This is a genomic window from Variovorax boronicumulans (assembly GCF_019352895.1).
GTDB lineage: Bacteria > Pseudomonadota > Gammaproteobacteria > Burkholderiales > Burkholderiaceae_C > Variovorax > Variovorax boronicumulans_A.
In genome coordinates, this window is record NZ_JAAAFX010000007.1 from 661,309 (window position 1) to 684,919 (window position 23,611).

Genomic DNA, 23,611 nt, shown 5'->3' on the forward strand with positions numbered 1-23,611 from the left:
GTGTGGAGCGATGCAGGACTCAGGCAGTTCCCGCGTCGAACGCGGCCTGCAACCACTCGATGCCTTGCGGCTCGACCAGCACCACGTCGAAGCGACAGGGCGGCGGGGCCGTGCGCAGCGCCAGCAGGTAGTGTCGCGCAGCGAACACGATGCGCCGCTGCTTGACGCCGGTGATGCTGCCGCCCGCGCCGCCGTGCGTGCCGCTGGCGCGTTGCCGGACCTCGACGAAGACCAGTGTGCCGTCGCGCGGATCGCGCACGATCAGGTCTATCTCGCCGCCGCCGCGGCCGGGGGTTCGATAATTGCGCATCACCAGCCGCAGGCCGGCCGCCTGCAGGTGCGCGAGCGCGGCTTCTTCCGCCGCGTCGCCGCGCTGCTTGGTGGTGGCCGATCCGCCGCTCCCTGTCGTCTTCTTGTAGTTCTGGAGAAATCCCATTGAATGCTCTCGCTCCCGCCTCTTTCGGCGCCGCCCTGTCGGCCGCGCGCGATGCCGCGGGTGCCCAGCATTATCCGCAGGGCACGCTCTACGTGGTCGCCACGCCGATCGGCAACCTGGCCGACGTCACGCTGCGCGCGCTGCACGTGCTGGACCTGGTCGACGTGATCGCCTGCGAGGACACGCGCCACACCCAGGGCATGCTGCGTGCCTACGGCATCGACCGGCCCGGTGCGCGGCTGCTCGCGGTGCACCAGCACAACGAGGCCGAGGCCGCGCAGACGGTGGTCGCACGGCTGTCGCAGGGTGAGCGCATCGCCTATGTGAGCGACGCCGGCACGCCGGGCGTGAGCGACCCCGGCGCGCGCCTCGCGGCCGCGGTGCGCGCGGCCGGCCACCGCGTGCTGCCGCTGCCGGGCGCCAGCAGCGTGGTCACGCTGGTGCAGGCCGCCGGACTGGTGGCCGACGGCGGCGACGAACGCAGCGCCTTCGTGTTCGCGGGCTTCCTGCCGAGCAAGGCCGGCGAGCGCGACGCGGCCGTGGCCGAGCTGGCGCGCGAGTCGCGCAGCGTGGTGCTGCTCGAGGCACCGCACCGCATCGAGGCCCTGGCCCGCGCGCTGGCCGTGCTGGGCGAGCGCCGCATCACGGTCGGGCGCGAGCTCACCAAGCAGTTCGAGGAGATCGCGACGGTGGCTGCCGGTGCGCTGGCCGACTGGTTCGCGGCCGGGCGCGACCGCACGCGCGGCGAGTTCGCGCTGGTGCTGCACCCGGTGGCGGTGGCGGCCGACGACGGCGCCGAGGCCGAGCGCGTGCTGCGCCTGCTGCTGGCCGAACTGCCGCTCAAGACCGCGGTCAAGCTGGCGGCCGAGATCAGCGGCGCGCCGCGCAATGCGCTCTACGACACGGCGCTGCGCATCCGCGGCGAAGCCGAGAGCGCCGACTAGTCCATCTGCGTGGCCTGCCGGAAGCTCTCCAGCGTCCAGCCGCGGCCCAGCAGGAACATCCGGGTCTCCAGCCTTTCGAGGTCCTGCGCGGCGATGTCGCTGCCCAGGTAGCGCAACTGCTTGCGCCGCACCTCGGCGAAGCCGCTTTCGTGCGCGCGCGCCAGGCTGTGCCACAGCGCATGCGCGCCGGGCGACTGGCGCGCGCCCGTCATCAGGCAGATCCCCGCGTCCAGCGCCCAGCGGTAGACGGCCCCGGCGATGCCGCGCCGCTGGTAGGCGGGCCGGTAGCGCGAGTGCGGCGCGCGCAGGTGCCGGTCGGCCCGGCGGCCGACCTCGACCAGCCGGTTGAAGACGGTCGAGCCCGCGAGGCAGCCCCGACGCAGGTCCTCGACATAGGCGTAGAACTCGCCGTCGGCCTCGCGCACGTGCAGGCGCAGTCCGGGGTCGTGCAGCGGGAAGGCCGGCAGGCCGTGCAGCCGGTCGCCGGGCGCATGGAGGCGCTGGTGGAGCGCGTCCAGCGCGGCGTCGTCCGCGGCCGCGGCGCGGGGGTCGACGTCGATGCGGAGTTCGGCCGGGCGCTGCATCCGCCAGGGCCGCCCGGTCGGGTGGAATGGAAAGAAGGACGTGGACAGCGCGAGATTCATCGCGAGGCCTCCGGCGGTGGCGGCAGCCAGGCCGCGTCGTAGCGCGACAGCCAGGTCCAGAGGGCCGCCGCGCCATTCGTGAGGCGCTCGGCCGCGGCGTTCAGGCCCAGCGCATCGGCCAGCCGGATCTCGGCGCGCACCACCAGTTCGTCGCGTCGGACGTCGTGCTCGAGGATGCGCACGCGACGCCGCGCGAGCTCCTTGAGCAGCCCGGCACCGTGGGCCCGGGGGCTCTTGAGCCGCAGGAACATCACCGGCTCGCACCGGCCGCCGCCGGCCGGGTCGTCGAAGGTATGGACTTCGGGCGGCCGCAGCACCACCTTGCGGCCATAGGCATCGCGCAACACCTGCTGCGCCTCGTCGAGCGCCAGCTCGCCGGCGGCGTAGATGCGTCCACCCCGGCCTTCGCAGACCACCAGGTAGCGCTCGGGGCGCGACAGCCAGTCGACCGGGCCGCGGGTGGCGAACACCGGCAGCCCGGCAGCCCCGGGCAGCAGCGCCTGCCGCAGGGGATAGTGGTCCAGCGCTTCGAGGGGGCTCATGCCGCGCTCCCCGTGGCGCGCACGCTGCCGCCCCCCCGTGGGCCGGCGACGGCGTCCGGCGCCGCGCACCCGTCGTGCGGCACGACCAGCACATCGGCCGTGGCCATGCGCAGCACGCGTTGCGCCACGCTGCCCAGCAGGAAGTCCACGAAGCGGGAGCGGCGCTGCCTGCCGACGACCAGCAGCTCGGCACCGCTGGCCTGCTGCTGCACTGCGGCCTGGCGTGCCGGGTCGCCCTGGCCGATCGCCGAGACCACCCGGCGGTCGCGCCCGGCCGCCGAGTCGCTGAGCCAGAACATGCGCTCGCGCGCTTCGCCCAGGCGCTGGTGGCGGCAGGCCTTGAGCGCCTGGTCGGAGGCGTCGGCCAGCCGCAGCCGGCCTTCCGGCGCCCTGGAGAGCGCATGGAACAGCTCGACCTGCGCCGTGCTGTCCAGTGCCCAGGCCAGCGCCACCATGCGCTTGGAGGCCGGTGTGAAGTCGACCGCCACCAGCAGGCGGCGATAGCGGTGCAGTGCCTCGCGCTGCGTCACGAGCACCGGGCAGGCGGCCACGCGCAGCAGGCGTGCGATCGGCGAGGTGCCGAACACGCCGGCGCCGCAGCGCGCCGAGCCCGCATCGACCACCAGCAGGTCGGCCCGACACGCGGCCTCGGCCACCTCCGCCAGCGGGGCGCCGCCCGGCGCGTGGGCCAGGCACTTGACCAGGATGCCGAAGCGCGCGGCGATGTCCCGCGCCAGCGCCGAGGTGCGGGCCGCGGCATCGCTCTCGCCGCGGCCGCCCAGGGCCGGCGCGGCGTACAGGATCTTCAGCAGCGCGCGGTGTTCGGCGGCGATGAGTCCCGCGCGCATGACCGCGCGGCGGCCCTGCGTCGACAGGTCGGTCAGGGCCAGGATCGATTGAATGTGCATCGTTGTGTTCTCCGCGGGGATGGACAGCACCGAGGCCCTGCCGGCGAGCGGCAGTCCTTCGGTGGGGCAGGCAGCGCCTGGGCGGCGCGCAGGCGTGGTGGCGGATCAGCCCAGGGCCGGGCGGATCACGCGAGCGGGGCGATGGACGCCCGGGGCCGGCGCAGGACATGGCCGTGCGCGGCCGGACCGAGGACGGTCGCCAATCGGGAGCGTGGGCTCCCGGGGGATGGGTGTGTGCATCGCCACTCCAGTCGAGTGCGGCCCCCGCGGACGTGCGGGCGCGCTACGGCGCGGGACAGGTGCCCGGCGGTCGATGGTTGCGCTTGAAAGGGGGGAGGCTGACCGCCGGGCTCAGGAATGTCCGAGGGTCTGGTGTGACCCTGCCGTCGGCCCGGCGAAGCTGAAGAGGGCCGGTCCGCCGGCCGCCATCGACCCGCCGCAGCCGACGTGGCTGCGAGACAAGGTGTGAAGGGGGGCCTGACCGTGCATGGGCCCGAGTCTAGGCCGGCCTTGCGGCCGCCACAACAGAGGCCACACGCCCTCTGCCAGATTGGCAGGGCCGCACGGGACCCCGGGATGTGGCCTATGCCTGAAGGCCTAGACGCCCCAACATCTGTTTACGTAGTTGACGATTTAGGGACAATTCCGCAAAACAGGCCCGGACATGTGTAAGCCTTTGTACTTAAGCTAGTAATATTGTCTTAACATTTCACTCATGTTGCACCAATTCAGTGCGTGAAATGATTATGAAACACAAGATTAGCCCCACTCTGAGCCATTCGGCCCCCGCATTTCGGACCTCCTTGCCCGCTGGCCCCTCCTTGGCCCGGACCTCCACCACCCGCTTCACGATCCACGCCGTGGCCCTGGCGGCAGTGATGGCGGTCTCGGTCTGGCCTGCGACCGGCGCGCAGGCGCAGACCACGATTCTTTCTGGCGGCGGCAACGGCAGCCAGGCCGACCTCACGGAGGGCCAAGGCGGTGCAGGTGGGCTGGCCGGCGGTGGCGGCGGTGGTGCCGGTGGTTATTCCGGCCGGGGGGACGACGGCCTGGGCGGCACTGGCGGTGCCGGCGCTCAGATCGACGCGGCCGCGCAAGCCGGTGGCACGGGCGGCAACAACAATGTTGCCAGCGGAGCGGCCGGCGGCGCTGGTGGCGTCGGCCTGAGTGCAGGCGGCGGCGGCGGTGGTGGTGGTGCCTACTTTGCGGGGAATGGCAGCACGGGCGGCGTCGGCGGCGTGGGTACCGAGAATGCTGCAGCGTCGGTGGCGCTGACCGGCGACGTCACCGGCACGGCCGGCGCCGACCCGGATTGGCTGAGCGGCTATTCGGGTGGTGGTGGCGGCGGCGGCGGCGGGCTCGTCCTGACTGCGCCGGGCGCGACGGTCAATGTCGGTGGCCACACTGTCACGGGAGGCGCAGGCGGTTCGACCCAGTTTGACGGCGCGGGTGGCGGCGGAGCCGGCCTGGCACTGGTCAGTGGCGGCAGCATATTGAATGCCGACGGCCGTATCGTTGGCGGTGCCGGTGGCAACGGCTACAACGGGGCCGAAGGCGGCACCAGCGTCTTCCTCTACCAGGGCGGCCAACTGAGCAACGGCCTCAATGGGCAGTTGACGGGCGGCGCGGGCGGCACCGGCGGTACCACCGACGGCGACCCGGCGCTGGGCGAGGGCCAAGGCAGCGGCGGCAACGGCGGCGACGCAGTGCGCAGCAACGGCGGCCAGATCACCAACGCGGGCACGGCGCTGGGCGGAGCCGGCGGCGTGGCCACCTTGGCCGGCGATGGCGGCAACGGCATCACCGCGAGCGGTGCCGCGACCGTGACCAACACGGCAACGGGCCAGATCCTCGGCGGCGCCGGCGGTGCCGTGGGCGGCGTCGAAACCACTTCGGTGGCAGGCAAGGGCGGCAGCGGCGTGGTGCTGCTGGACGCCGGTGCCACGGTCACCAACGACGGCACGGTGCGCGGCGGCGACGCCGGCCTCGCCGCGGCCGGCACGGGCGCCGCAGGTGGTGTCGGCATCCAGGGCTCGGTCGCGGGTGGCAACACGGTGATCAACGCGGGCAGCATCTCGGGCGGCCTCGACAGCACTCGAACGGTGCGCGCCAATGCGCTCGAGTTCCAGGGCTCCGGCAACCGGCTCGAACTGCGTGCCGGCGGCGTCCTCGACGGCAACGCCGTCGTGGCATCGGGCGGCAGCAACAACACGCTGGCGCTGGGTGGCGATGCGACGACGTCGAACTTCGACGTGAGCACCATCGGCGCCGGCCAGGCCTTCCAGGGCTTCGACGCCTTCCACAAGAGCGGCACCAGCGTCTGGACGCTGGCCGGCGCCCAGGCCGGCGTCACGCCCTGGACCGTCGACGCCGGTGTGCTGGCGCTGACCGGCAACGCCAACCTGGGTGCCGCAGCCGGCACCCTGACGATCAACGACGGCACGCTGCGCCTGGCGGCCGATGGCCTGCAGGTCGCGAACGCGGTCACGCTGGGCACGGGCCAGCCGACGGTCGACACCGGCGCCTTCACCGGCACGCTGGCCGGCGCGGTCGGCGGCAGCGGCTCGCTGACCAAGGTCGGCACCGGCACGCTGGTGCTGACCGCGGCCAACACCTACGGCGGCACCACCACGGTCGGCCAGGGCACGCTGCGTGCGGGCGCGGCCAACACGCTGAGCGCGGCCTCGGCCCACACGGTGGCCTCGGGCGCCACGCTCGACGTGGGCGGCTTCAACCAGACCGTGGCCTCGCTCAACAACGCGGGCACCGTCTCGCTGCTGAGCGCCACCCCGGGCACCACCCTGACGGTGAACGGCAACTACGTCGGCAACGGCGGCGTGCTGCGCCTGGGCACCGCCCTGGGCGACAGCGGCAGCGCGACCGACCGTCTGCTGCTCAATGGCGGCAGCGCCAGCGGCCACACCACGGTGCAGATCACCAACCTGGGCGGCCTGGGCGCGCAGACCACGGGCAACGGCATCGAGGTCGTCGCCGCGCGCAACGGCGCCACCTCGACCGCCGATGCCTTCGCACTGGCCAACGGCCACGTCGATGCGGGCGCCTATGCCTACACGCTGCACGGCGCCGACCAGAGCTGGTACCTGCGCTCGGAGACCGATGCGGTCACGCCGGGCGCGCCCGTCACGCCCGGCGCCCCGGTCACCCCTCCGGTCACCACCCCGACCTACCGCAGCGAAGTCCCGCTGTTCGCCGCGCTGCCGCAGCAACTGCGCCAGGCCGACCTGGCCATGCTGGGCAACCTGCACCAGCGCATCGGCGACGAGCCGGTGGCGGGCGCACCGGCCGCCAACGGCCCGCGCAACGCCTGGGGCCGCCTGATCTCCAGCAGCATCGACGTGCGCCAGCAGGGCACCGTGTCCCCCGACAGCAAGGGCCGCGTCGACGGCTTCCAGGTCGGCACCGACCTGTTCGCCGATGCCAACTGGCATGCCGGCGTCTACGTCGGCCAGCTCGACGGCGACGTGCGCACCAGCGGTTTCGCCAACGGTGTCTGGGGCGGCGTGGGCAGCAACGACCTGCGTGCGCGCTACCTCGGCCTCTATGCGACCTGGACCAACGGCCGCGGCTTCTATGCCGACGCCGTGCTGCAGGGCGGCGACCACCGCTACACCCTGCGTCCGCAGGGCAACCCCTCGGTCACGGGCAAGGGCGACAGCCTGCTGGCCTCGATCGAGGTCGGCCAGTCCTTCGCGCTGGGCCAGGGCTGGACGATCGAGCCGCAGCTGCAGCTGATCCACCAGCGCGTGGACCTCGACGACGTCGTGATCTCGGGCGCCCGCGTCCAGCAGGATGCGGACAACGGCTGGATCGCCCGTGCGGGCGTGCGCATCAAGGGCGAGACGAGCACCTCGCTCGGCGCGCTGCAGCCTTACGGCCGGATCAACCTCTACCGTGCCTCGAGCGGCACCGACATCGCACGCTTCATCGGCCCCGCGGCCACCACCGACATCGCGACGCGCACCGGCGGCAGCTGGGGCGAAGTGGCCGGCGGCGCGACGCTGGCACTGAACACCACCTGGAGCATCTACGGCGAAATCGGTCGGCTTTTCTCGATCGGTGGTGACGCACGCGTGAAGAGTGGCGTACAAGGCTCGGTGGGCCTCAAGGCTCGCTGGTAACCGGTGACCGATCTCATGAACCCTCGGCAACAACCCATGAACAACGGCGTTGGCTTGTTCGTCGCCCCCAACATGCGACAGCCACTTTCATAGCCATGACCTCACTGCCCGACTCCACAGCTTCCGCCAAGCCTCTCGCTTCGACTCACGCGCTCGCACCCCCGCCAGCGCACGGGTCGGCAGGCGAGCGCTCCGCACGGATGACGGCGGTGTCGGGCGTCCTTGAATTGCCGCGCGCCGCCACGCCTTCGAGCGACGAGGGCACGGGCTTCGTGCAGTGGTCGCTCGATGCGGAAACGGCGCTCGATCTGCAGGCCTACGCACTCGCGCGCGGCACCTCGCTGCAGACCCTGTGTCTTGCGGCCTGGGCCGTGGTGCTGGGGCGGCTGAGCACGCAGGAGGCCTTCCTGCTGGCCGCAGCCCTCGACACGAGCGCACCGGACGACGCGCGCCTGCTTCTGATCGACCTGCAAGGCGAGCCGAGCGCGCACGAACTGCTCGTGCGCATCGACGCCGAACGGGCATCCTCTCTCCCCCCTTCCAGCGCGATCGGTGCACCGCACGCCCGCGCCGGCCTGCGCTTCGGCGCCTTGGCGCCGCTGCCCGGGCTGGACCTGTGCGTGGCCTGCACCCTGCGCGCCGACGGCATGCTCGACGGCGTGCTGCACTTCGACGGCGCACTGTGCGACCGCGCCACGGCCGAACGCTGGGCCGGCTATGTGCAGGCCGTGCTGGCCGCCCTGCCAGCACACGCTGACCACGCTGTGGCCGCCCTGCCGATGATCGGCGCGGTCGAACAGCAACTGCTGCAAGGCTTCAACGCCACCCAGGCCGAGTGGCCCTCGGCGCTGCGCGTGCACGACCTGGTCGAGGCCCAGGCCCGCCGCACGCCCGAGGCCGAAGCCGTGCGCTTGGGCAACGACGTGCTGCGCTATGCCGAACTCGAGCGCGAGGCCGACCGCCTTGCGCACCGGCTGCGGGCGCTGGGCGTCGGCCCCGACGTGCCGGTGGCGCTCTATGTCGAGCGCAGCCTGGCCATGGTGGTCGGGCTGCTGGCCGTGCTCAAGGCCGGCGGCGCCTACGTGCCGCTGGACCCGAGCCATCCGGCCGACCGCACCGCGGTGATCCTGGCCGGTGCCAGGCCCCAGGTCATTCTTTCGCAGACCTCGCTGCGCGCCGCGCTGCCGGTCGATGCGAGCCCGGTGCTGCTGCTCGATGCACTGCCCCCGCAGGACGAGGGCGATACGGCGCCTGCCAACGACGTACAGCCGCATCACCTGGCCTACGTGATCTACACCTCGGGCTCGACCGGCACGCCCAAGGGCGTGGCCATGCCGCACCGCGGCCTGGTCAACCTGCTGCACTGGCAGCTCGACCACCCGGTGGTACCGACGCCGCAGCGCACGCTGCAGTTCGCGGCGCTGGGCTTCGACGTCGCGTTCCAGGAAATCTTCGCCACGCTGAGCGCCGGCGGCACGCTGGTGCTGATCGACGAGAGCGTGCGGCGCGACCCGCAAGCGCTGGTCGCGGTGCTGCGCGCGCAGCGCGTGCAGCGGCTGTTCCTGCCCTTCATCGCGCTGCAGAACCTCGCCGAGTACGCGGTCGCGGCCGACGAGGCACTGCCCGACCTGCAGGACGTGATGACCGCCGGCGAGCAACTGCACGCCAGCCCCGCGGTGCGTGCCTTCTTCGCCCGCCACGCCGGCTGCCGGCTGCACAACCAGTACGGCCCGACCGAGAGCCACGTGGTCACGGCGCTGCAGCTGGCGGCCGACCCGGCGCAGTGGGCGGCCCTGCCCTCCATCGGCCGGCCCATCGCCAACAACCGCATCCACGTGCTCGACCGCCATGGCCGCACGGCGCCGCTCGGCGTGCCGGGCGAGATCCACATCGGCGGCGTCGGCGTGGCGCGAGGCTACCTGCACCGGCCCGAACTCACGGCCGAGCGCTTCGTGGCCGACCCGTTCAGCGCCGATCCCGACGCGCGGCTCTACAAGACCGGCGACATCGGCCGCTGGCGCGCCGACGGCGAGATCGACTGTCTGGGCCGCAACGACCACCAGGTCAAGGTGCGCGGCTTCCGCGTCGAGCTGGGCGAGATCGAGAGCGCGCTGCTCACGCACCCCGCGGTGCGCGAGGCCGCGGTGCTCGCGCGCCACGACGGCGGTGGCGACGCCCGCCTGGTGGCCTACCTCACGGCCCAGCCCGGCAGCGCGCCCGGCGCCGAGGACCTGCGCAAGCACCTCCAGGCCACGCTGCCGGCCTACATGGTGCCCGCGCTGTTCGTGACGCTCGAGGCGCTGCCGCGTTCGCCCAACGGCAAGATCGACCGCCGCGGCCTGCCCGAGCCGCTGGCGCAGCGGCCCGAGATGGCCGAGCCCTATGAAGAAGGCCGCACCGACACCGAGCGTCGCGTCTGCGCCGCGTTTGCGCGTGCGCTGGGCATCGACCTGGCGGGCCGCGTCGACAACTTCTTCGACCTGGGCGGCGATTCGCTGCGCGTGCTCAAGGTGCTGGCCGAACTGCAGGCCGGCAGCGCGCGGCGCCTGTCGACCAACCTGTTCTTCCAGAACCCCACGCCGCAGGCCATCGCCCGCGAACTCGACGGCGTGGTCACGCCGGAGCCCGAACGCCTGCGTGCGACGACCGGCGATGCGCAGCAGGAGCCCATCGCGCTGGTCGGCATGGCCGGCCGCTTCCCCGGCGCTGCCGATGTCGAGCAGTTCTGGGCCCACCTGCTCGAAGGCCGCGACACCATCCGCTTCTTCGACGACGCCACGCTCGACGCCGGCGTGAGCGCCGCGCTGCGCGCCGACCCCAGCTATGTGCGCGCCCGCGGCGTGCTCGACGACGTCGACCAGTTCGACGCTGCCTTCTTCGGCATCAACCCCAAGGAAGCGACGCTGATGGACCCGCAGCAGCGGCTGTTCCTCGAGATCTGCTGGGAATGCATGGAGCGCGCCGGCTATGCGCCCGACCAGCAGCAGCGCCCGGTCGGCGTCTACGCCGGCATGCACAACGCGACCTACTTCCAGCGCCACGTGATGCCGCGCCCCGACCTGATCGACACGGTCGGCGAGTTCGCGGTGATGCTGGGCAACGAGAAAGACTACCTCGCCACGCGCGTGGCCAACCGGCTCAACCTCACCGGGCCGGCGATCAGCCTCAACACCGCCTGCTCGACCTCGCTGGTCGCGATGGCGCAGGCCTTCCATGCGCTGCGCTCGGGCCAGTGCGACATGGCGCTGGCCGGCGGCATCGCGATCACCTGCCCGCCGAACAGCGGCTACCTCCATCAAGAGGGCGCGATGCTCTCGCCCGACGGTCGCACGCGCAGCTTCGACGCCAACGCGCAGGGCACGGTGTTCAGCGACGGCGCGGCGGTGGTGATGCTCAAGCGCCTGTCCGATGCCCAGGCCGACGGCGACACCATCTATGCGCTGCTGCGCGGCGTGGGCGTGAACAACGACGGCGCGGTCAAGGCCAGCTTCACCGCGCCCAGCGTGGACGGCCAAGCGGCCGTGGTGTCGATGGCGCTGGCCTCGGCCGGCGTCGACGCGCGCAGCATCTCCTATGTCGAGGCGCACGGCACCGCCACGCCGATGGGCGATCCGGTCGAGGTCGCGGCCCTGGCCCGCGCCTATGCGCGCCACACGGCCGACAGCGGCTTCTGCGCCATCGGCTCGGTCAAGAGCAACATCGGCCACACGCTGATGGCCGCCGGCGCGGCCGGCGTGATCAAGACCGCGCTGGCGCTGCACGCACAGCAGCTGCCGGCCTCGCTGCATTTCAGCGCGGCCAACCCGGCGATCGATTTCGAGGGCACGCCCTTCCGCGTGAATGCCGAGCGTTCGGCCTGGCCGCGCGAGGCCGGTGCGCCGCGCCGCGCGGGCGTGTCTTCCTTCGGCGTGGGCGGCACCAACGCGCACGTGATCCTCGAGGAGGCGCCGCTCGCCGTGCCCTCGGAGCCCGTGGCCGGCCCGCAGCTGCTCACGCTCTCGGCCCGCACGCCGGCCGCGCTGGCCCGCATGGCGGCGCAGCTGGCCGACCATCTCGCCGCCGACCCCGCGCTCAACCTCGGCGACGTGGCCCACACCTTGCGCGTCGGCCGCAAGGCCTTCGCACAACGGATGGCGCTGGTGGCCGACGGCACGGCCGAGGCCGTCGAACTGCTGCGCGCCGCCGACACGCCATACAAGGTCGCCGGGGCGGTCGCCGCGCGCGCCCATGAGCAGGTCTGGCTGTTCCCCGGCCAGGGCGCGCAGTACGCGGGCATGGGCCGCACGCTCTATGTGCACGACGAAGCCTTTCGCGCCGCGCTCGACGCCTGCTTCGCGGCCTTCGACGGCGTGCTGCCTTTCGACCTGCGCGAGCGCATGTTCTCGGACGACGCCGACGCGCTGCGGCCGACCTCGGCCACCCAGCCCGCGACCTTCGCGCTCGAGTACGCGCTGGGTGCGCGCCTGCTGGCCTTCGGCCTGCGTCCCGCCGCCATGATCGGCCACAGCGTGGGCGAGTTCGCGGCCGCGGTGCTGGCCAACGTGATGTCGCTGGCCGACGCGGCGCGGCTGGTGGCGCAGCGTGGCGCGCTGATGCAGGCGCTGCCCGCGGGCCGGATGCTGTCGGTGCGACTGTCGGCGGCCCAGGTGCAGCCTTACCTCGGCGAGGCGCTGTCGCTGGCGGCCGAGAACGGCCCCACGGCCAGCGTGATCGCCGGTCCCTTCGAGGCCATCGCGGCGCTGCAGGCCCGGCTCGAGGCCGAGGGCGTGGCCGCGCGCCTGCTCGAGACCTCGCATGCCTTCCACTCGGCCATGATGGCGCCGGCGCTGGCGCCCTTCGAGGCGCTGGTGCGCGGCGTGACGCTCCACGCGCCGCAGCGCACCATCGTCTCGACGTTGACCGGCCGCGTGCTCAGCGCCGACGAGGCCACCGATCCCGCCTACTGGGCGCGCCACCTGCGCGAGACCGTGCGCTTCTCGCCTGCGGTGCACGAGGTGCTGGCCCGCTATGCGCAGCCGCTGTTCATCGAGCTCGGCCCGCGCAACACCCTCTGCACCCTGGTGCGCCAGCACGCCACGCGCGAGCGCCCCGCGCCTGCGGCCTGTGCGCTGCTCGGCGCTTCACCGGCCGACGAGCTGGTCGCACATCGGCTGGCGCTGGGCCGGCTCTGGACGATCGGGCTCACGCCCGACCTGCAGCAGCTCGACACGCGCAGCCGCAAGTCCCGCGTGCGGCTGCCGACCTATCCCTTCGAACGCAAGCGCCACTGGGTCGACAGCGCGTCTGCGGCGGCTGCCGTCGCGCCCGTTGTCGCCACCGCCGTCGTCGTTTCTTCTTTCCCTTCCATCGTCCCGACTTTGGAGTCGCCCATGCCCACCACCGCCACCGCCCGCCGCCCCGCCCTTCACGCCAAGCTGCGCGAACTCTTCGAAGACATCTCCGGCACGCCCATGGCCGATGCCGACGGCGCGACCACCTTCATCGACCAGGGCCTCGACTCGCTGGTGCTCACGCAGGCCGCGTTGCAGGTCAAGAAGCACTTCAAGGTCAACATCAGCTTCCGCCAGCTGATGGAGGGCTGCCGCAGCTTCGACCTGCTGGCGGCGCACCTCGACGAGACGCTGCCGCCCGAACCCGCTGCGGCGGTCGCTGCGCCGGTGGCGCTTGCGGCACCGGCGGCCGTGGCGCCCGTCGGGCCAGCGGTGGCCGTGCCGGCCTTCGCGCCCATGGCCGTGGGCGCCGATGCGTCCATGGTCCAGCAGCTCATCGCGCAGCAGATGCAGCTGATGCAGCAGCAGCTCGCGCTTCTGGCCGGTGCCTCGGCCGCGCCCGCGGTGCAGGCGGCACCGGTGGCCGTGCCCGTTGCACCCGTTGCAGCGCCCGTCGCCACGGCGGCCGATACCCCGCTGGTCGGCGGCGGCGTGCCCTACGACGTCAAGAAGGCCTTCGGCGCGATCGCGCGCATCCACACCACGCCCAACCGCGAGATCACCGGCCGCCAGCAGGCCCGGCTCGATGCCTTCGTGCGCCGCTATGTCGAACGCACGCGCGCCAGCAAGGACTTCACCGCCAAGAACCGCGGCCACATGGCCGACCCGCGCGTGGTCAACGGCTTCCGCCCCGCGACCAAGGAGATCACCTATCAGATCGTGGTCGACCGCTCCAAGGGCTCGCGCGTCTGGGACATCGACGGCAACGAGTACGTCGACACGCTCAACGGCTTCGGCATGAACATGTTCGGCTGGCAGCCGGACTTCCTCAACGACGCGATCCGGCGCCAGCTCGACATCGGCTACGAGATCGGCCCGCAGCATCCGCTGGCGGCCGAGGTCACGCAGCGCATCTGCGAGCTCACCGGCTTCGACCGCGCGGCGCTGTGCAACACCGGCTCCGAAGCCGTGATGGCGGCCCTGCGCATCGCGCGCACCCACACCGGCCGCAGCACCGTCGTGCTGTTCAGCGGCTCCTACCACGGCACCTTCGACGAGGTGCTGGTGCGTGCCGGCCGCGGTGCGCGCGGCATCCCGGCCACGCCGGGCGTGATGAGCGGCATGTTCGGCGACGTGCGCGTGCTCGACTACGGCACGCCCGAATCGCTGGATTTCATTCGCGAACACGCCGACGAACTGGCGGCGGTGCTGGTCGAGCCGGTGCAGAGCCGCCGGCCCGACTTCCAGCCGAAGGAATTCCTGCGCGAAGTGCGCGCCATCACCGAGAAGAGCGGCACCTGCATGATCTTCGACGAGGTCATCACCGGCTTCCGCACCCACCCGGGCGGTGCGCAGGCGCTGTTCGGCGTGCGCGGCGACCTCGCGACCTACGGCAAGGTGATCGGCGGCGGCATGCCCATCGGTGCGATCGCGGGCCGGCGCGAGTACATGGACGCGCTCGACGGCGGCGCATGGAACTACGGCGACGATTCGATCCCGACCGTCGGCGTGACCTACTTCGCGGGCACCTTCGTGCGGCATCCGCTCACGCTGGCCGCGGCCAAGGCCTCGCTCGACCACATGCACGCAGCGGGCGGCGCGCTGCAGACCCAGCTCAACCTGCACACCGCGGCCATGGCCGACGAGCTCACGGCCTTCTGCCGCGAGGTGGGCGCGCCGCTGGAGATCCGCTACTTCGGTTCGCTCTGGCGCGTGAGCTGGCTGGAGGACCATCCGCTGCAGGACCTGCTGTTCGCGATGATGCGCAGCCGCGGCGTGCACATCCTCGACAACTTCCCCTGCTTCATGACCACGGCCCACACGCCGGCGGACATCGCGCTGCTCAAGTCGGCCTTCAAGGAGTCGATCGCCGAGATGCAGGAGACCGAGTTCCTGCCGGGCCGCGCGCCCGCAGCCCGCAGCTTCGACGCCGCCAAGCCGCCCGTGCCCAATGCCCGCCTGGGACGCGACAAGGACGGACAGCCCGCGTGGTTCGTGCCCGACGCCGCACAGCCCGGGAAGTTCCGTAGGATCGACGCATGACCCCGTCGCGCCACACCCCCGATACCCCCGATCTGAACGACGGTCTGGGTCAGGACTTCGACCCCTTCGCGTTCGGCGCGATCAGCGGCGTGATCCCCAGCACCGAGGCGCAGCGCGAAGTCTGGCTGGCCGACCAATTGGGCAGCGACGCCTCGCTGGCCTACAACGAATCGGTCGACCTGAGGCTCGACGGCCCGCTGGACACCGTGGCGCTCCAGGCCGCGTTGGTGGCGCTGGTGGCGCGCCACGACGCCTTGCGCGCGAGCTTCTCGCTCGACGGCACTGAGTTGATCGTGGTCGAGGCCGGCGCGTTCGACCTGCCGCTGCACGACCTGAGCGGCCTGGGCGCCGAAGCCCGTGACCAGGCAATGGCCGATGCCCATGCCGCAGCGGTCGAGACACCCTTCGACCTCGAGCGCGGGCCGCTGCTGCGTGCCAACCTGTACCGCCACACGCCGACAGGCCATGTGTTGATGCTCACCGCGCACCATGCGGTGTGCGACGGCTGGTCGTGGGGCGTGATCGCCGACGAACTGGGCCAGCTCTATGCCGAGCAGACCGGCCAGGGCCCGGCGCTCGAGCCCGCTCCGCGCTACGAGGACTACGCGACCTGGGCGCGCGACGAAGCCGAGGCACCCGCCGTGCGCGCGCAGCTCGCCTACTGGCTGGGCCGCTACCCCGACGCCACGCTGCCCACGCTCGAACTGCCGCTGGACCGGGCCCGCCCGGCGCGCCGGCGCTTCACCTCGCGTCGCCTCGACGTGCTGCTGCCGGCGGCGCGGGTCGAGGCCGCGCGGCAGCAGGGCGCACGCGCCGGCGTGAGCCTGTTCGCCACGCTGTTCAGCCTGTTCGCGGCGCTCGTGCATCGGCTGTCGCAACAGGACGACCTCGTCATTGGCGTGCCGGTGGCCGGTCAGGCCGCCAGCGGCATGACGCGGCTGGTGGGCCACTGCGTCAACCTGCTGCCGGTGCGCGTCGCCGTCGATGGCTCGCAACCGGTCGAGGCGCTGCTCAAGACGGTGGGCAGCACGCTGCTCGACGCCTTCGAGCACCAGACGCTGACCTACGGCACGCTGCTCAAGAAGCTGCCGGTCGCGCGCGACCCGAGCCGGCCGTCGCTGGTGAGCGTGATGTTCAACCTCGACCGCGCTTCGGCTTCGCCGGGCGGCACTTTCCCCGGCCTGCACAGCACGCTGACCGGCAACCCGCGCCACTTCGAGAACTTCGAGCTGTTCCTCAACGCGGTGCCGGTGGCCGACGGCCTGATGCTCGAGCTGCAGTACAACACCGGGCTGTTCGACGAGCGCAGCGTGCAACGCTGGCTGGCGCTGTACACCGAGGCGCTCGAGCGGTTGACGCACACCGCGGGCGCGAACGTGGACGAAGTGATGGCCTGCAGCGCACAGGATGCAGCGCTGCTGCAGTCCTTCAATGCCACAGAGGCGCCCTTCGATGCGAAGGTGCGCATCGATGCGCTGATCGCGCGCCAGGCCCAGGCCACGCCCGATGCCATCGCCGTGCGTGCTGGCGGCGCATCGCTGAGCTACCGTGAACTCGACCGGCGCGCCAACGGCCTGGCCGCCGCGCTGCAGGCGCAGGGCATCGGCGCAGGTGACCTGGTCGGCCTGTGCTGCGGCCGCAATGCACACATGCTGGTCGCGCTGCTGGGCATCCTGAAATCGGGCGCGGGCTATGTGCCGCTGGACCCGGCTTTCCCGCGCGAGCGGCTCGAATTCATGATCGGCGATGCGCAACTGCGCGCGGCGGTCACCGACGCGGACACCGACGGTGCCGCACCGCTGCAGGCGCTGGCGCGCGTGCGTGCCGACCAGGCCGCGCCGAGCGACACGGCACCGGCCCACGCGGGCACGTCCGAGGGTGTGGCCTACGTGATCTACACCTCGGGCTCCACCGGCCGTCCCAAGGGCGTGCGTGTGCCGCATCGCAGCGTGGTGAACCTGCTGACCAGCCTGCGCAGCCTGCCCGGCATCGACGCGCAGCGCCGCGTGCTGGCCGTGACCACGCTGTCCTTCGACATCGCGGTGTCCGAGGTGATCCTGCCGCTGACCGTGGGCGCCTGCATCGTGGTCGCCGACAAGACCCAGGCCATGCAGGGCGACCGCCTGCGCGCGCTGATCGAGACCGAGGAAGTCGACTTCGTCGACGCCACGCCCTCGACCTGGCGCATCCTGCTCGACGCGGGCTGGCCGGGCCGGCGCGACCTGCTGGCCATCTGCACCGGCGAGCCGCTGCCGGGCGACCTGGCGCGGCAGTTGCTGCCGATCGTGGGGGCGCTCTGGAACGGCTACGGTCCGACCGAGACCACCGTATGGTCGAGCTTCCACCGTGTGCTGCAGGCCGACGGCGTGATCCCGATCGGCCGGCCGGTCGCCAACACCCAGTTCCATGTGCTCGACGGCGCGCTGCGTCCGTTGCCCGTCGGTGTGACCGGCGAGCTCTACATCGGCGGCGCCGGTGTGACGCTGGGCTACCTGAACCGGCCCGACCTGACCGATCAGCGCTTCGTGCCAGTGCCCGGCGCCCCGGCAGGCGCCGCGCGCTGGTATCGCACCGGCGACCTGGGCCGCTGGCGCGCCGACGGCGTGCTCGAGTGCCTGGGCCGCGCCGACGACCAGGTCAAGGTGCGCGGCTACCGCATCGAGCTCGGCGAGATCGAATCGAACCTCGCACGCCACGAGGGCGTCGACCGCGCGCTGGTGATCACGCGCGAAGACACGCCCGGCGACGTGCGCATCGTGGCCTATGTGGTGCCGCGCGGCGCCATGCCCGAGGCCGGGGCGCTGCGCCAGCACCTGGCGGCCTTTCTGCCCGAGTACATGCTGCCGCAGCATTTCGTGGCACTCGGGGCGCTGCCGCTGCTGCCCAACGGCAAGGTCAATCGCCAGGCGCTGCCGGCGCCGCAGAGCGCGGTCGCCGCGCGCAGCGCTGCCGCCGTGCCACCGCGCGACGCGCTCGAGCGGCAGGTCCTCACGACCCTGGAGCAGACGCTGAGCCTGCCCGGCCTGGGCATCCACGACGACTTCTTCGCGCTGGGCGGCCACTCGCTGCTGGCCGCGCGCTTCACGGCCCGGCTCGGTCGCGACCTGCAGCTCAAGCTGCCGATGTCGATGCTTTTCGAGGCGCCCACAGTCGAGCGCATCGCGCAGGCCGTGCGCCGCCTGCGCGGCGAGGGCCAGTCCGAGGCGCAGGCGCCGATCGTCGCGCTGCGCGACCGCCGCAGCGCGCCGCTCACGCCGATGCAGGAGCGCATTCTCTTTCTCGAGGAACTGCACCCTGGCCGGGCGGTTTACAACGCGCCCTCGGGCCATCGCTTCCTCGGGCCGCTGGACGTCGACAAGTTCCGCGCGGCGCTGCGCGAGATGGTGCAGCGCCACGGCGCATTGCGCACGGCCATGGGCCGTGACGAGACCGGCGCGCCGGTCCAGACCATCGCGGCGCAGGTCGACTTCGCGGTGCCGCTGATCGACCTGAGCGCACTGCCCGAGGCCGAGCGCGAATCCGAGCTCGCGCTGCGCATGCAGCAGCTGGCCGACCAGCCGCTGGACATCCACCGCGCGCCGCTGTTCCACATGGCGCTCTACCGCATGGGGCCGGAGGACCACGGCTTCCTGTTCGTGCCGCATCACCTGATCTGGGATGGCTGGTCTTTCGACATCTACCAGGCCGAGCTGTCGGCGCTCTACGGCGCACTGGTGCGCGGCCTGCCGCACACGCTGCCCGAGCCGTCGGTCACGATGGGTGACTACGCACAGTGGTACGCCGACTGGATGAAGCAGCCCGACTTCGGGCGGCAGCTCGACTTCTGGAAGCAGCGCTTCGCGCGCATGCCCGCGGCGCGTGCGGCGCACACCGACATGCCGCGCCGGGCCGGCATGTCCGGCAACGGCGGCGTGAACTGGATTCACATCGATCCGGCGACCACCCAGCGCCTGCGCGAGGTGGCGCGCCAGCACGACGTCACGCTCAGCATGCTGGCGTTGGGCGCCTACGTGCTGATGATGAGCAGCGCGATCGACAGCCCCGCGGTCGTGATCGCGACGCCGGTGCGCGGACGCGAGGCGCCCGAGCTGGAATCGGTGATGGGCTTCTTCAACAACGTGCTGCCCCTGAATTTCCAGGTCGAGGCCGGCCAGGACTTCGGCAGCTTCGCGCGCTACGTGAAGCAGGAGCTGGTGGCGGTCATGCGCTACCAGCAGGTGCCTTTCGAGCGCATGGCGACGGAGCCCGAGTTCGTGCGCCTGGCTCAGGGCGCAGGTCTGTACCAGGGGCTGTTCTCGTTCCAGGATGCGCGCGAACGTCCGCACGATTTCGGCGGCCTTGCACACCGGCAGGTGCATCTGCTGCAGCGCGGCGCGACCGACGACCTGGGCCTGTGGCTGCTGGAGAAGCCGCAAGGCCTCGAGGGCCCGATCGCCTACAACGCCGACATCTACCGGCCCGAGACCGGGGCCGCCTTCCGCGACCGCTTTGTCGAGATCTTGCGGAGCATCGCCGATCGGCCGGACATTCCACTGGCCGAACTGCTGGCGCCGGTGGACTCCGCCAGTGCGCGCATCCTGCGCCATCTGTCTTCTTCCGCAGACGCCCCGGCCGCCGAACGCTCGGCGGATGTGGGTGCGGATGCGGAAGGCGCATCGTCGCCGCTGTCGGCCGAGCAGGTGTCCTTGGCGCGCATCTGGGCGCAGGTGCTGAGCATGGACGTCGCCGACATCCGCGCCGGCGACAACTTCTTCGACCTGGGCGGTGATTCGTTGCAGGCCATGCGTGTCGTGCAGTTGTCGGCGCAAAGCCTCGGCATGGGCATCGAACCGCGCCGCTACATCTTCGAGAGCCTTGCGCAACTGGCGGCCACCGAGGTCGCCGCGACGGCCGATGGTTTCGAGACCACCCGGGCCGGACTCGAGGCTCCGGCATCCGCCGAGGCACCGCGAACGGGGCTGCTGGGGCGCGTGTTCTCCGGTTGGGGGCGAAAAACATGACGCCCCTGCTGTTCGGCCCGCCCGCGCGGCGACTGTTCGGCCTTTTCCACGCGGCGGACAGCACGCGCGTGTCCGGCACGGCGGTGCTGCTGTGCCCACCCATGGGCCACGAGGCGCTGCGCAGCCATCGCTTCTACCGCCTGCTGGCGCTGCGCCTGGCGCGTGCAGGCCTGTCGGTGTTGCGCTTCGATCCCTACGGCACCGGCGATTCGCCGGGCGACGACGAAGACGGCGAACTCGATGGCTGGCGCCGGGACATCCTGGCGGCGCACCGCGAACTCGCATCCCGCGCGGGCGCGACCCGCATCGTGTGGTTCGGTGCGCGCATCGGGGCCACGCTGGCGCTGCAGGCCGCGGCAATGGCCGATCCGCGCATCGCCCGGCTGGTGCTCTGGGAACCGGTGCTCGACGGACCCGTGTACCTGCAGGGTCTGCGCGAGAAGCACGTGGCCGAACTCGAGGTCAGTCATTCGCTGCCCGACCCCGGCTGGCGCCGCCGCCTGCGCGAGGATCCGACGGCCTTCAGCGACGAAGCCTTCGGCTTCGCGATGTCGTCGGTGCTGCGTGCGCAGGTCGGGGCTCTCACGCCCCAGGCGCTGGCGTCGACCCTGGACCCGGGCGTCGAAGTGGTCACAATCGGGAAGCCCGATGACGCGCGCATCCGCCAATGGGTGGTGGCGCAGGCCGGGCGCGGCGCGGTGCGCCACGTGCCGCTCGCGCACCCCCTGATCTGGACCAGCAACCCTTCGCCCGGCAACGAGATGGTGCCGGCCGAGGCCCTGCAACGTGTGATGGCGGAAATCCATGAGTGACTTCTCTGAAGCCCCGGTGCTTTTCGGCTCCGACGATCACCTGTTCGGCCTGCTCACCCGGCCGCAGGGGTCGACCGGGCAGATGGGCGACATCGGCTGCCTGGTGCTCAACACCGGCGTGAACCACCGCATCGGGCCGCACCGGATCAACGTGAAGGCCGCGCGCCGTCTGGCGGGCGCCGGCATGCCGGCCCTGCGCTTCGATCTCTCGGGCATCGGCGACAGCGTGGCGGCTCAGGGGCGCAACGGCTACCGCGCGCAGGCGCTGGAAGACATGAAGGCCGCCATGGACTACCTGTCGCAGCGCCACGGCCTGCGGCGCTTCCTGGTGTTCGGCATCTGCTCGGGCGCCGAGAACGGCCTGGCGCTGGCACTGGCCGACCCGCGCGTGGTCGGCCTGCTGTCCTTCGACGGCGAGATCTACATGACCCGCACCGTGCGGCTGGAGCGCAAGCTGCGTCGCATGGCGGCCTTTCCGCGCAATGTGGCGGTGCGCGCCAGCTACCCCTGGTGGCACGACCTCGTCGGCTGGCTCGGCGACGGCGATGCCACGGCGCGCGCGCGCACCCTGGGCCGCCTGCGCGCGCTGCTGCCGCAGCGTGCCGCGGCGCCGGACGCCGGTGACTTCCTGGGTGGAGGCGAGGGAAAGCGCATGTCGGCGGCCGACTACGAGCGGGCGCTGCTGTCGCTGGTCGATCGCGGCGTGGCGCTGTCGCTGATGTACTCGAACACCTACAACGGCTTCGACCGCGACCACAGCATGCTGAGCCAGTTGCGCGGTTCGCGGCTGTTCGGGCAGGTGCAGTACCGTTTCTGGCCCGACATCGACCACACCGCGACCACGCTGGCCATGCAGGCCCACCTGCTGGACGCCATCGAAAGCTGGGCGCGTGGCGTGGCTGCGATGCCTCAGAACCAGGCGAGTTCGGGCGCCATGACCGCGCCTGGCCCGGCGGCGATGGCCGTCGCGAGCGATTGCGCCTCGGGCAGCAGCCGCTCGAAGTAGAAGCGCGCGGTGGCGACCTTCGACGCATGGATCGGCTCGGCGCCGGCGCCGTGCGACAGGCCGATGTCGGCCATCCGCGCCCACATCCAGGCCAGCGAGACATGGCCGACCAGCCGCAGGAAGGGCGCGGCGGCGGCGCCCGCCTCGTCGGGGTTCGTCTCGGCCCGCAGCGAGAGATGGCGCGCCGTGCGCAAGGCCAGCGTCGCCGCCTCGCGCAGCGGCGCGCAGAAAACATGCATGCCCTCGACGTCGGCCTTGGCATCGGCGAAATCGGTGATCGCCTGCAGGTAGTGCGCGAACTTCGCGGTGCCGTCCGCGAGCACCTTGCGGCCCAGCAGGTCCATCGCCTGCACGCCGTTCGAACCTTCGTACAGCGGGATGATGCGGGCGTCGCGCAGGTGCTGCTCGACGCCGTTGTCGCAGATGTAGCCGTGGCCGCCGAAGACCTGCATCGCCATGCTCGTGCACTCCACCGCCAGGTCGCTGCTGAAGGCCTTCACGATCGGCGTCGCGACCGCAAGCATCTCGGCCGCCTCCTGCCGCACCGCCGGCGTGTCGCCGCGGTGCTGCAGGTCGATCAGGTGCGAGGCCCACAGCGCATAGGCGCGCGTGCCTTCGACGTACGCCTTCTGCGTGAGCAGCATGCGTCGCACGTCCGCGTGTTCGATGATCGGGTCGGCCGGCGCGTCGCGGCGCTGCGCCGAGGGGGCGCGCCCTTGCGTGCGGTCCTTCGCGTAGGCCAGCGCCTTCTGGTAGGCCGCGTCCATCAGGCCGATCGCATTGACGCCGACGATGATGCGTGCGTGGTTCATCATCACGAACATCGAGGCCAGGCCCTTGTTCGCCTCGCCCAGCAGCCAGCCTTGGGCGCCGTCGAAGTTCATGGTGCAGGTGGCGTTGCCGTGGATGCCCATCTTGTGCTCGATCGCGCCGCACTGCACACCGTTGCGCACGCCGAGGCCGCCGTCGGCCTCGACGATGAACTTCGGGACGATGAACAGCGAGATGCCCTTCACGCCGGGCGGCGCGTCGGGCAGGCGCGCGAGCACCAGGTGCACGATGTTGGCGGTCAGGTCCTGCTCGCCGCCCGAGATGAAGATCTTGGTGCCGGTGAGCTCGTAGCTGCCGTCGAGGCGTGGCACCGCACGCGTGCGCAGCAGGCCCAGGTCGGTGCCGCTGTGCGGCTCGGTCAGGCACATCGTGCCGGCCCAGGCGCCGGACGCGATGTGCGGCAGGTAGGTCGCCATCTGTTCGGCCGAGCCGTTGGCCGCGAGGCAGGTGTAGGCCGCATGCGACATGCCCGGGTAGGCGGCCCAGCCCATGTTGGCCCCGCACAGGATCTCGAACAGCGCGTTGTTCAGCACCGTGGGCATGCCCTGGCCGCCATGCGCGGGCTGGCAGGCCAGCGCGGGCCAGCCGGCCGCGACGAACTGGTCGTAGGCTTTCCTGAAGCCGGCCGGCGTGCGCACCACGCCCGCGCTCGGCATGCGGCAGCCCTCGCGGTCGCCGCTGCCGTTGAGCGGCGCAACCACCTCTTCGGCGAAGGTGCCGGCGGCGTCGAGGATCTGGTCCATGACCTCGGGGTCGAAGCCGCTGCCGTCGGCGCCGCCGAGGACATGGGGCAGGTCCAGCAGTTCGTTCAGGACGAAGCGGATGTCGCGCAGCGGCGCGTGGTAGCGAAGGCTCATGGCGTGGGGTCTCGGTGGGG

The 23,611-nt window shown here is 72.0% G+C and carries 11 protein-coding genes; 6 read left to right on the forward strand and 5 right to left on the reverse strand.

The window, feature by feature from the left end:
- Window positions 1-19: 19 nt before the first annotated feature.
- On the reverse strand, window positions 20-436 hold the full coding sequence (locus tag K0H49_RS18050; protein WP_219215358.1) for a YraN family protein: 417 nt from the start codon (window positions 434-436) through the stop codon (window positions 20-22).
- On the opposite strand from K0H49_RS18050, the gene rsmI reads away from it, so the two are divergent.
- Window positions 436-1,380 carry a 16S rRNA (cytidine(1402)-2'-O)-methyltransferase gene (gene rsmI, locus K0H49_RS18055; protein WP_219215360.1) on the forward strand — a complete coding sequence of 315 codons (945 nt, stop codon included), beginning with the start codon at window positions 436-438 and terminating at the stop codon, window positions 1,378-1,380. The two genes, K0H49_RS18050 and rsmI, sit on opposite strands and share 1 nt — an antisense overlap.
- Here rsmI and K0H49_RS18060 read toward each other — a convergent pair.
- The 3 genes from K0H49_RS18060 to K0H49_RS18070 are packed head-to-tail and all read right to left on the reverse strand — an operon-like array spanning window position 1,377 to window position 3,474.
- Window positions 1,377-2,024, reverse strand: a complete 648-nt coding sequence (locus K0H49_RS18060) for an N-acetyltransferase (RefSeq protein ID WP_257624937.1) — start codon at window positions 2,022-2,024, stop codon at window positions 1,377-1,379. The two genes, rsmI and K0H49_RS18060, sit on opposite strands and share 4 nt — an antisense overlap.
- The gene (locus K0H49_RS18065) at window positions 2,021-2,566 is read right to left on the reverse strand and encodes a hypothetical protein (RefSeq protein ID WP_219215362.1); all 546 of its coding nucleotides are present in this window, start codon (window positions 2,564-2,566) and stop codon (window positions 2,021-2,023) included. The genes K0H49_RS18060 and K0H49_RS18065 overlap by 4 nt, the downstream gene beginning before the upstream one ends.
- On the reverse strand, window positions 2,563-3,474 hold the full coding sequence (locus K0H49_RS18070; protein ID WP_219215364.1) for a universal stress protein: 912 nt from the start codon (window positions 3,472-3,474) through the stop codon (window positions 2,563-2,565). The genes K0H49_RS18065 and K0H49_RS18070 overlap by 4 nt, the downstream gene beginning before the upstream one ends.
- A gap of 821 nt (window positions 3,475-4,295) precedes the next feature.
- On the opposite strand from K0H49_RS18070, the gene K0H49_RS18075 reads away from it, so the two are divergent.
- From K0H49_RS18075 to K0H49_RS18095, 5 genes are all read left to right on the forward strand, one after another.
- Complete coding sequence (locus K0H49_RS18075; RefSeq protein ID WP_257624938.1) at window positions 4,296-7,613, forward strand: autotransporter family protein; 3,318 nt, start codon at window positions 4,296-4,298, stop codon at window positions 7,611-7,613.
- A gap of 209 nt (window positions 7,614-7,822) precedes the next feature.
- The gene (locus tag K0H49_RS18080; RefSeq protein ID WP_374122374.1) at window positions 7,823-15,085 is read left to right on the forward strand and encodes an amino acid adenylation domain-containing protein; all 7,263 of its coding nucleotides are present in this window, start codon (window positions 7,823-7,825) and stop codon (window positions 15,083-15,085) included.
- Window positions 15,082-20,085, forward strand: coding sequence for a non-ribosomal peptide synthetase (locus K0H49_RS18085; RefSeq protein WP_219215367.1), 5,004 nt, complete (start codon window positions 15,082-15,084; stop codon window positions 20,083-20,085). The genes K0H49_RS18080 and K0H49_RS18085 overlap by 4 nt, the downstream gene beginning before the upstream one ends.
- Entirely contained in the window at window positions 20,082-20,897 is an 816-nt protein-coding gene (locus tag K0H49_RS18090; RefSeq protein ID WP_219215369.1) for an alpha/beta fold hydrolase, read from the forward strand. Before K0H49_RS18085 ends, K0H49_RS18090 begins: the two co-directional genes overlap by 4 nt.
- The gene (locus tag K0H49_RS18095) at window positions 20,890-21,903 is read left to right on the forward strand and encodes a hypothetical protein (RefSeq protein ID WP_219215371.1); all 1,014 of its coding nucleotides are present in this window, start codon (window positions 20,890-20,892) and stop codon (window positions 21,901-21,903) included. The genes K0H49_RS18090 and K0H49_RS18095 overlap by 8 nt, the downstream gene beginning before the upstream one ends.
- On the opposite strand, the gene K0H49_RS18100 is transcribed toward K0H49_RS18095, so the two are convergent.
- Window positions 21,807-23,591 (reverse strand): acyl-CoA dehydrogenase C-terminal domain-containing protein, encoded by a 1,785-nt coding sequence (locus K0H49_RS18100; RefSeq protein ID WP_219215373.1) that lies wholly within the window; start codon window positions 23,589-23,591, stop codon window positions 21,807-21,809. The two genes, K0H49_RS18095 and K0H49_RS18100, sit on opposite strands and share 97 nt — an antisense overlap.
- Window positions 23,592-23,611: the final 20 nt, after the last annotated feature.

Coding starts and splice junctions, on each gene's coding strand:
- K0H49_RS18060 (WP_257624937.1), bottom strand. CDS start 2,024: ATGAATCTCGCGCTGTCCACGTCCTTCTTTCCATTCCACCCGACCGGG.
- K0H49_RS18085 (WP_219215367.1), top strand. CDS start 15,082: ATGACCCCGTCGCGCCACACCCCCGATACCCCCGATCTGAACGACGGT.
- K0H49_RS18070 (WP_219215364.1), bottom strand. CDS start 3,474: ATGCACATTCAATCGATCCTGGCCCTGACCGACCTGTCGACGCAGGGC.
- K0H49_RS18090 (WP_219215369.1), top strand. CDS start 20,082: ATGACGCCCCTGCTGTTCGGCCCGCCCGCGCGGCGACTGTTCGGCCTT.
- K0H49_RS18050 (WP_219215358.1), bottom strand. CDS start 436: ATGGGATTTCTCCAGAACTACAAGAAGACGACAGGGAGCGGCGGATCG.
- K0H49_RS18095 (WP_219215371.1), top strand. CDS start 20,890: ATGAGTGACTTCTCTGAAGCCCCGGTGCTTTTCGGCTCCGACGATCAC.
- K0H49_RS18065 (WP_219215362.1), bottom strand. CDS start 2,566: ATGAGCCCCCTCGAAGCGCTGGACCACTATCCCCTGCGGCAGGCGCTG.
- K0H49_RS18100 (WP_219215373.1), bottom strand. CDS start 23,591: ATGAGCCTTCGCTACCACGCGCCGCTGCGCGACATCCGCTTCGTCCTG.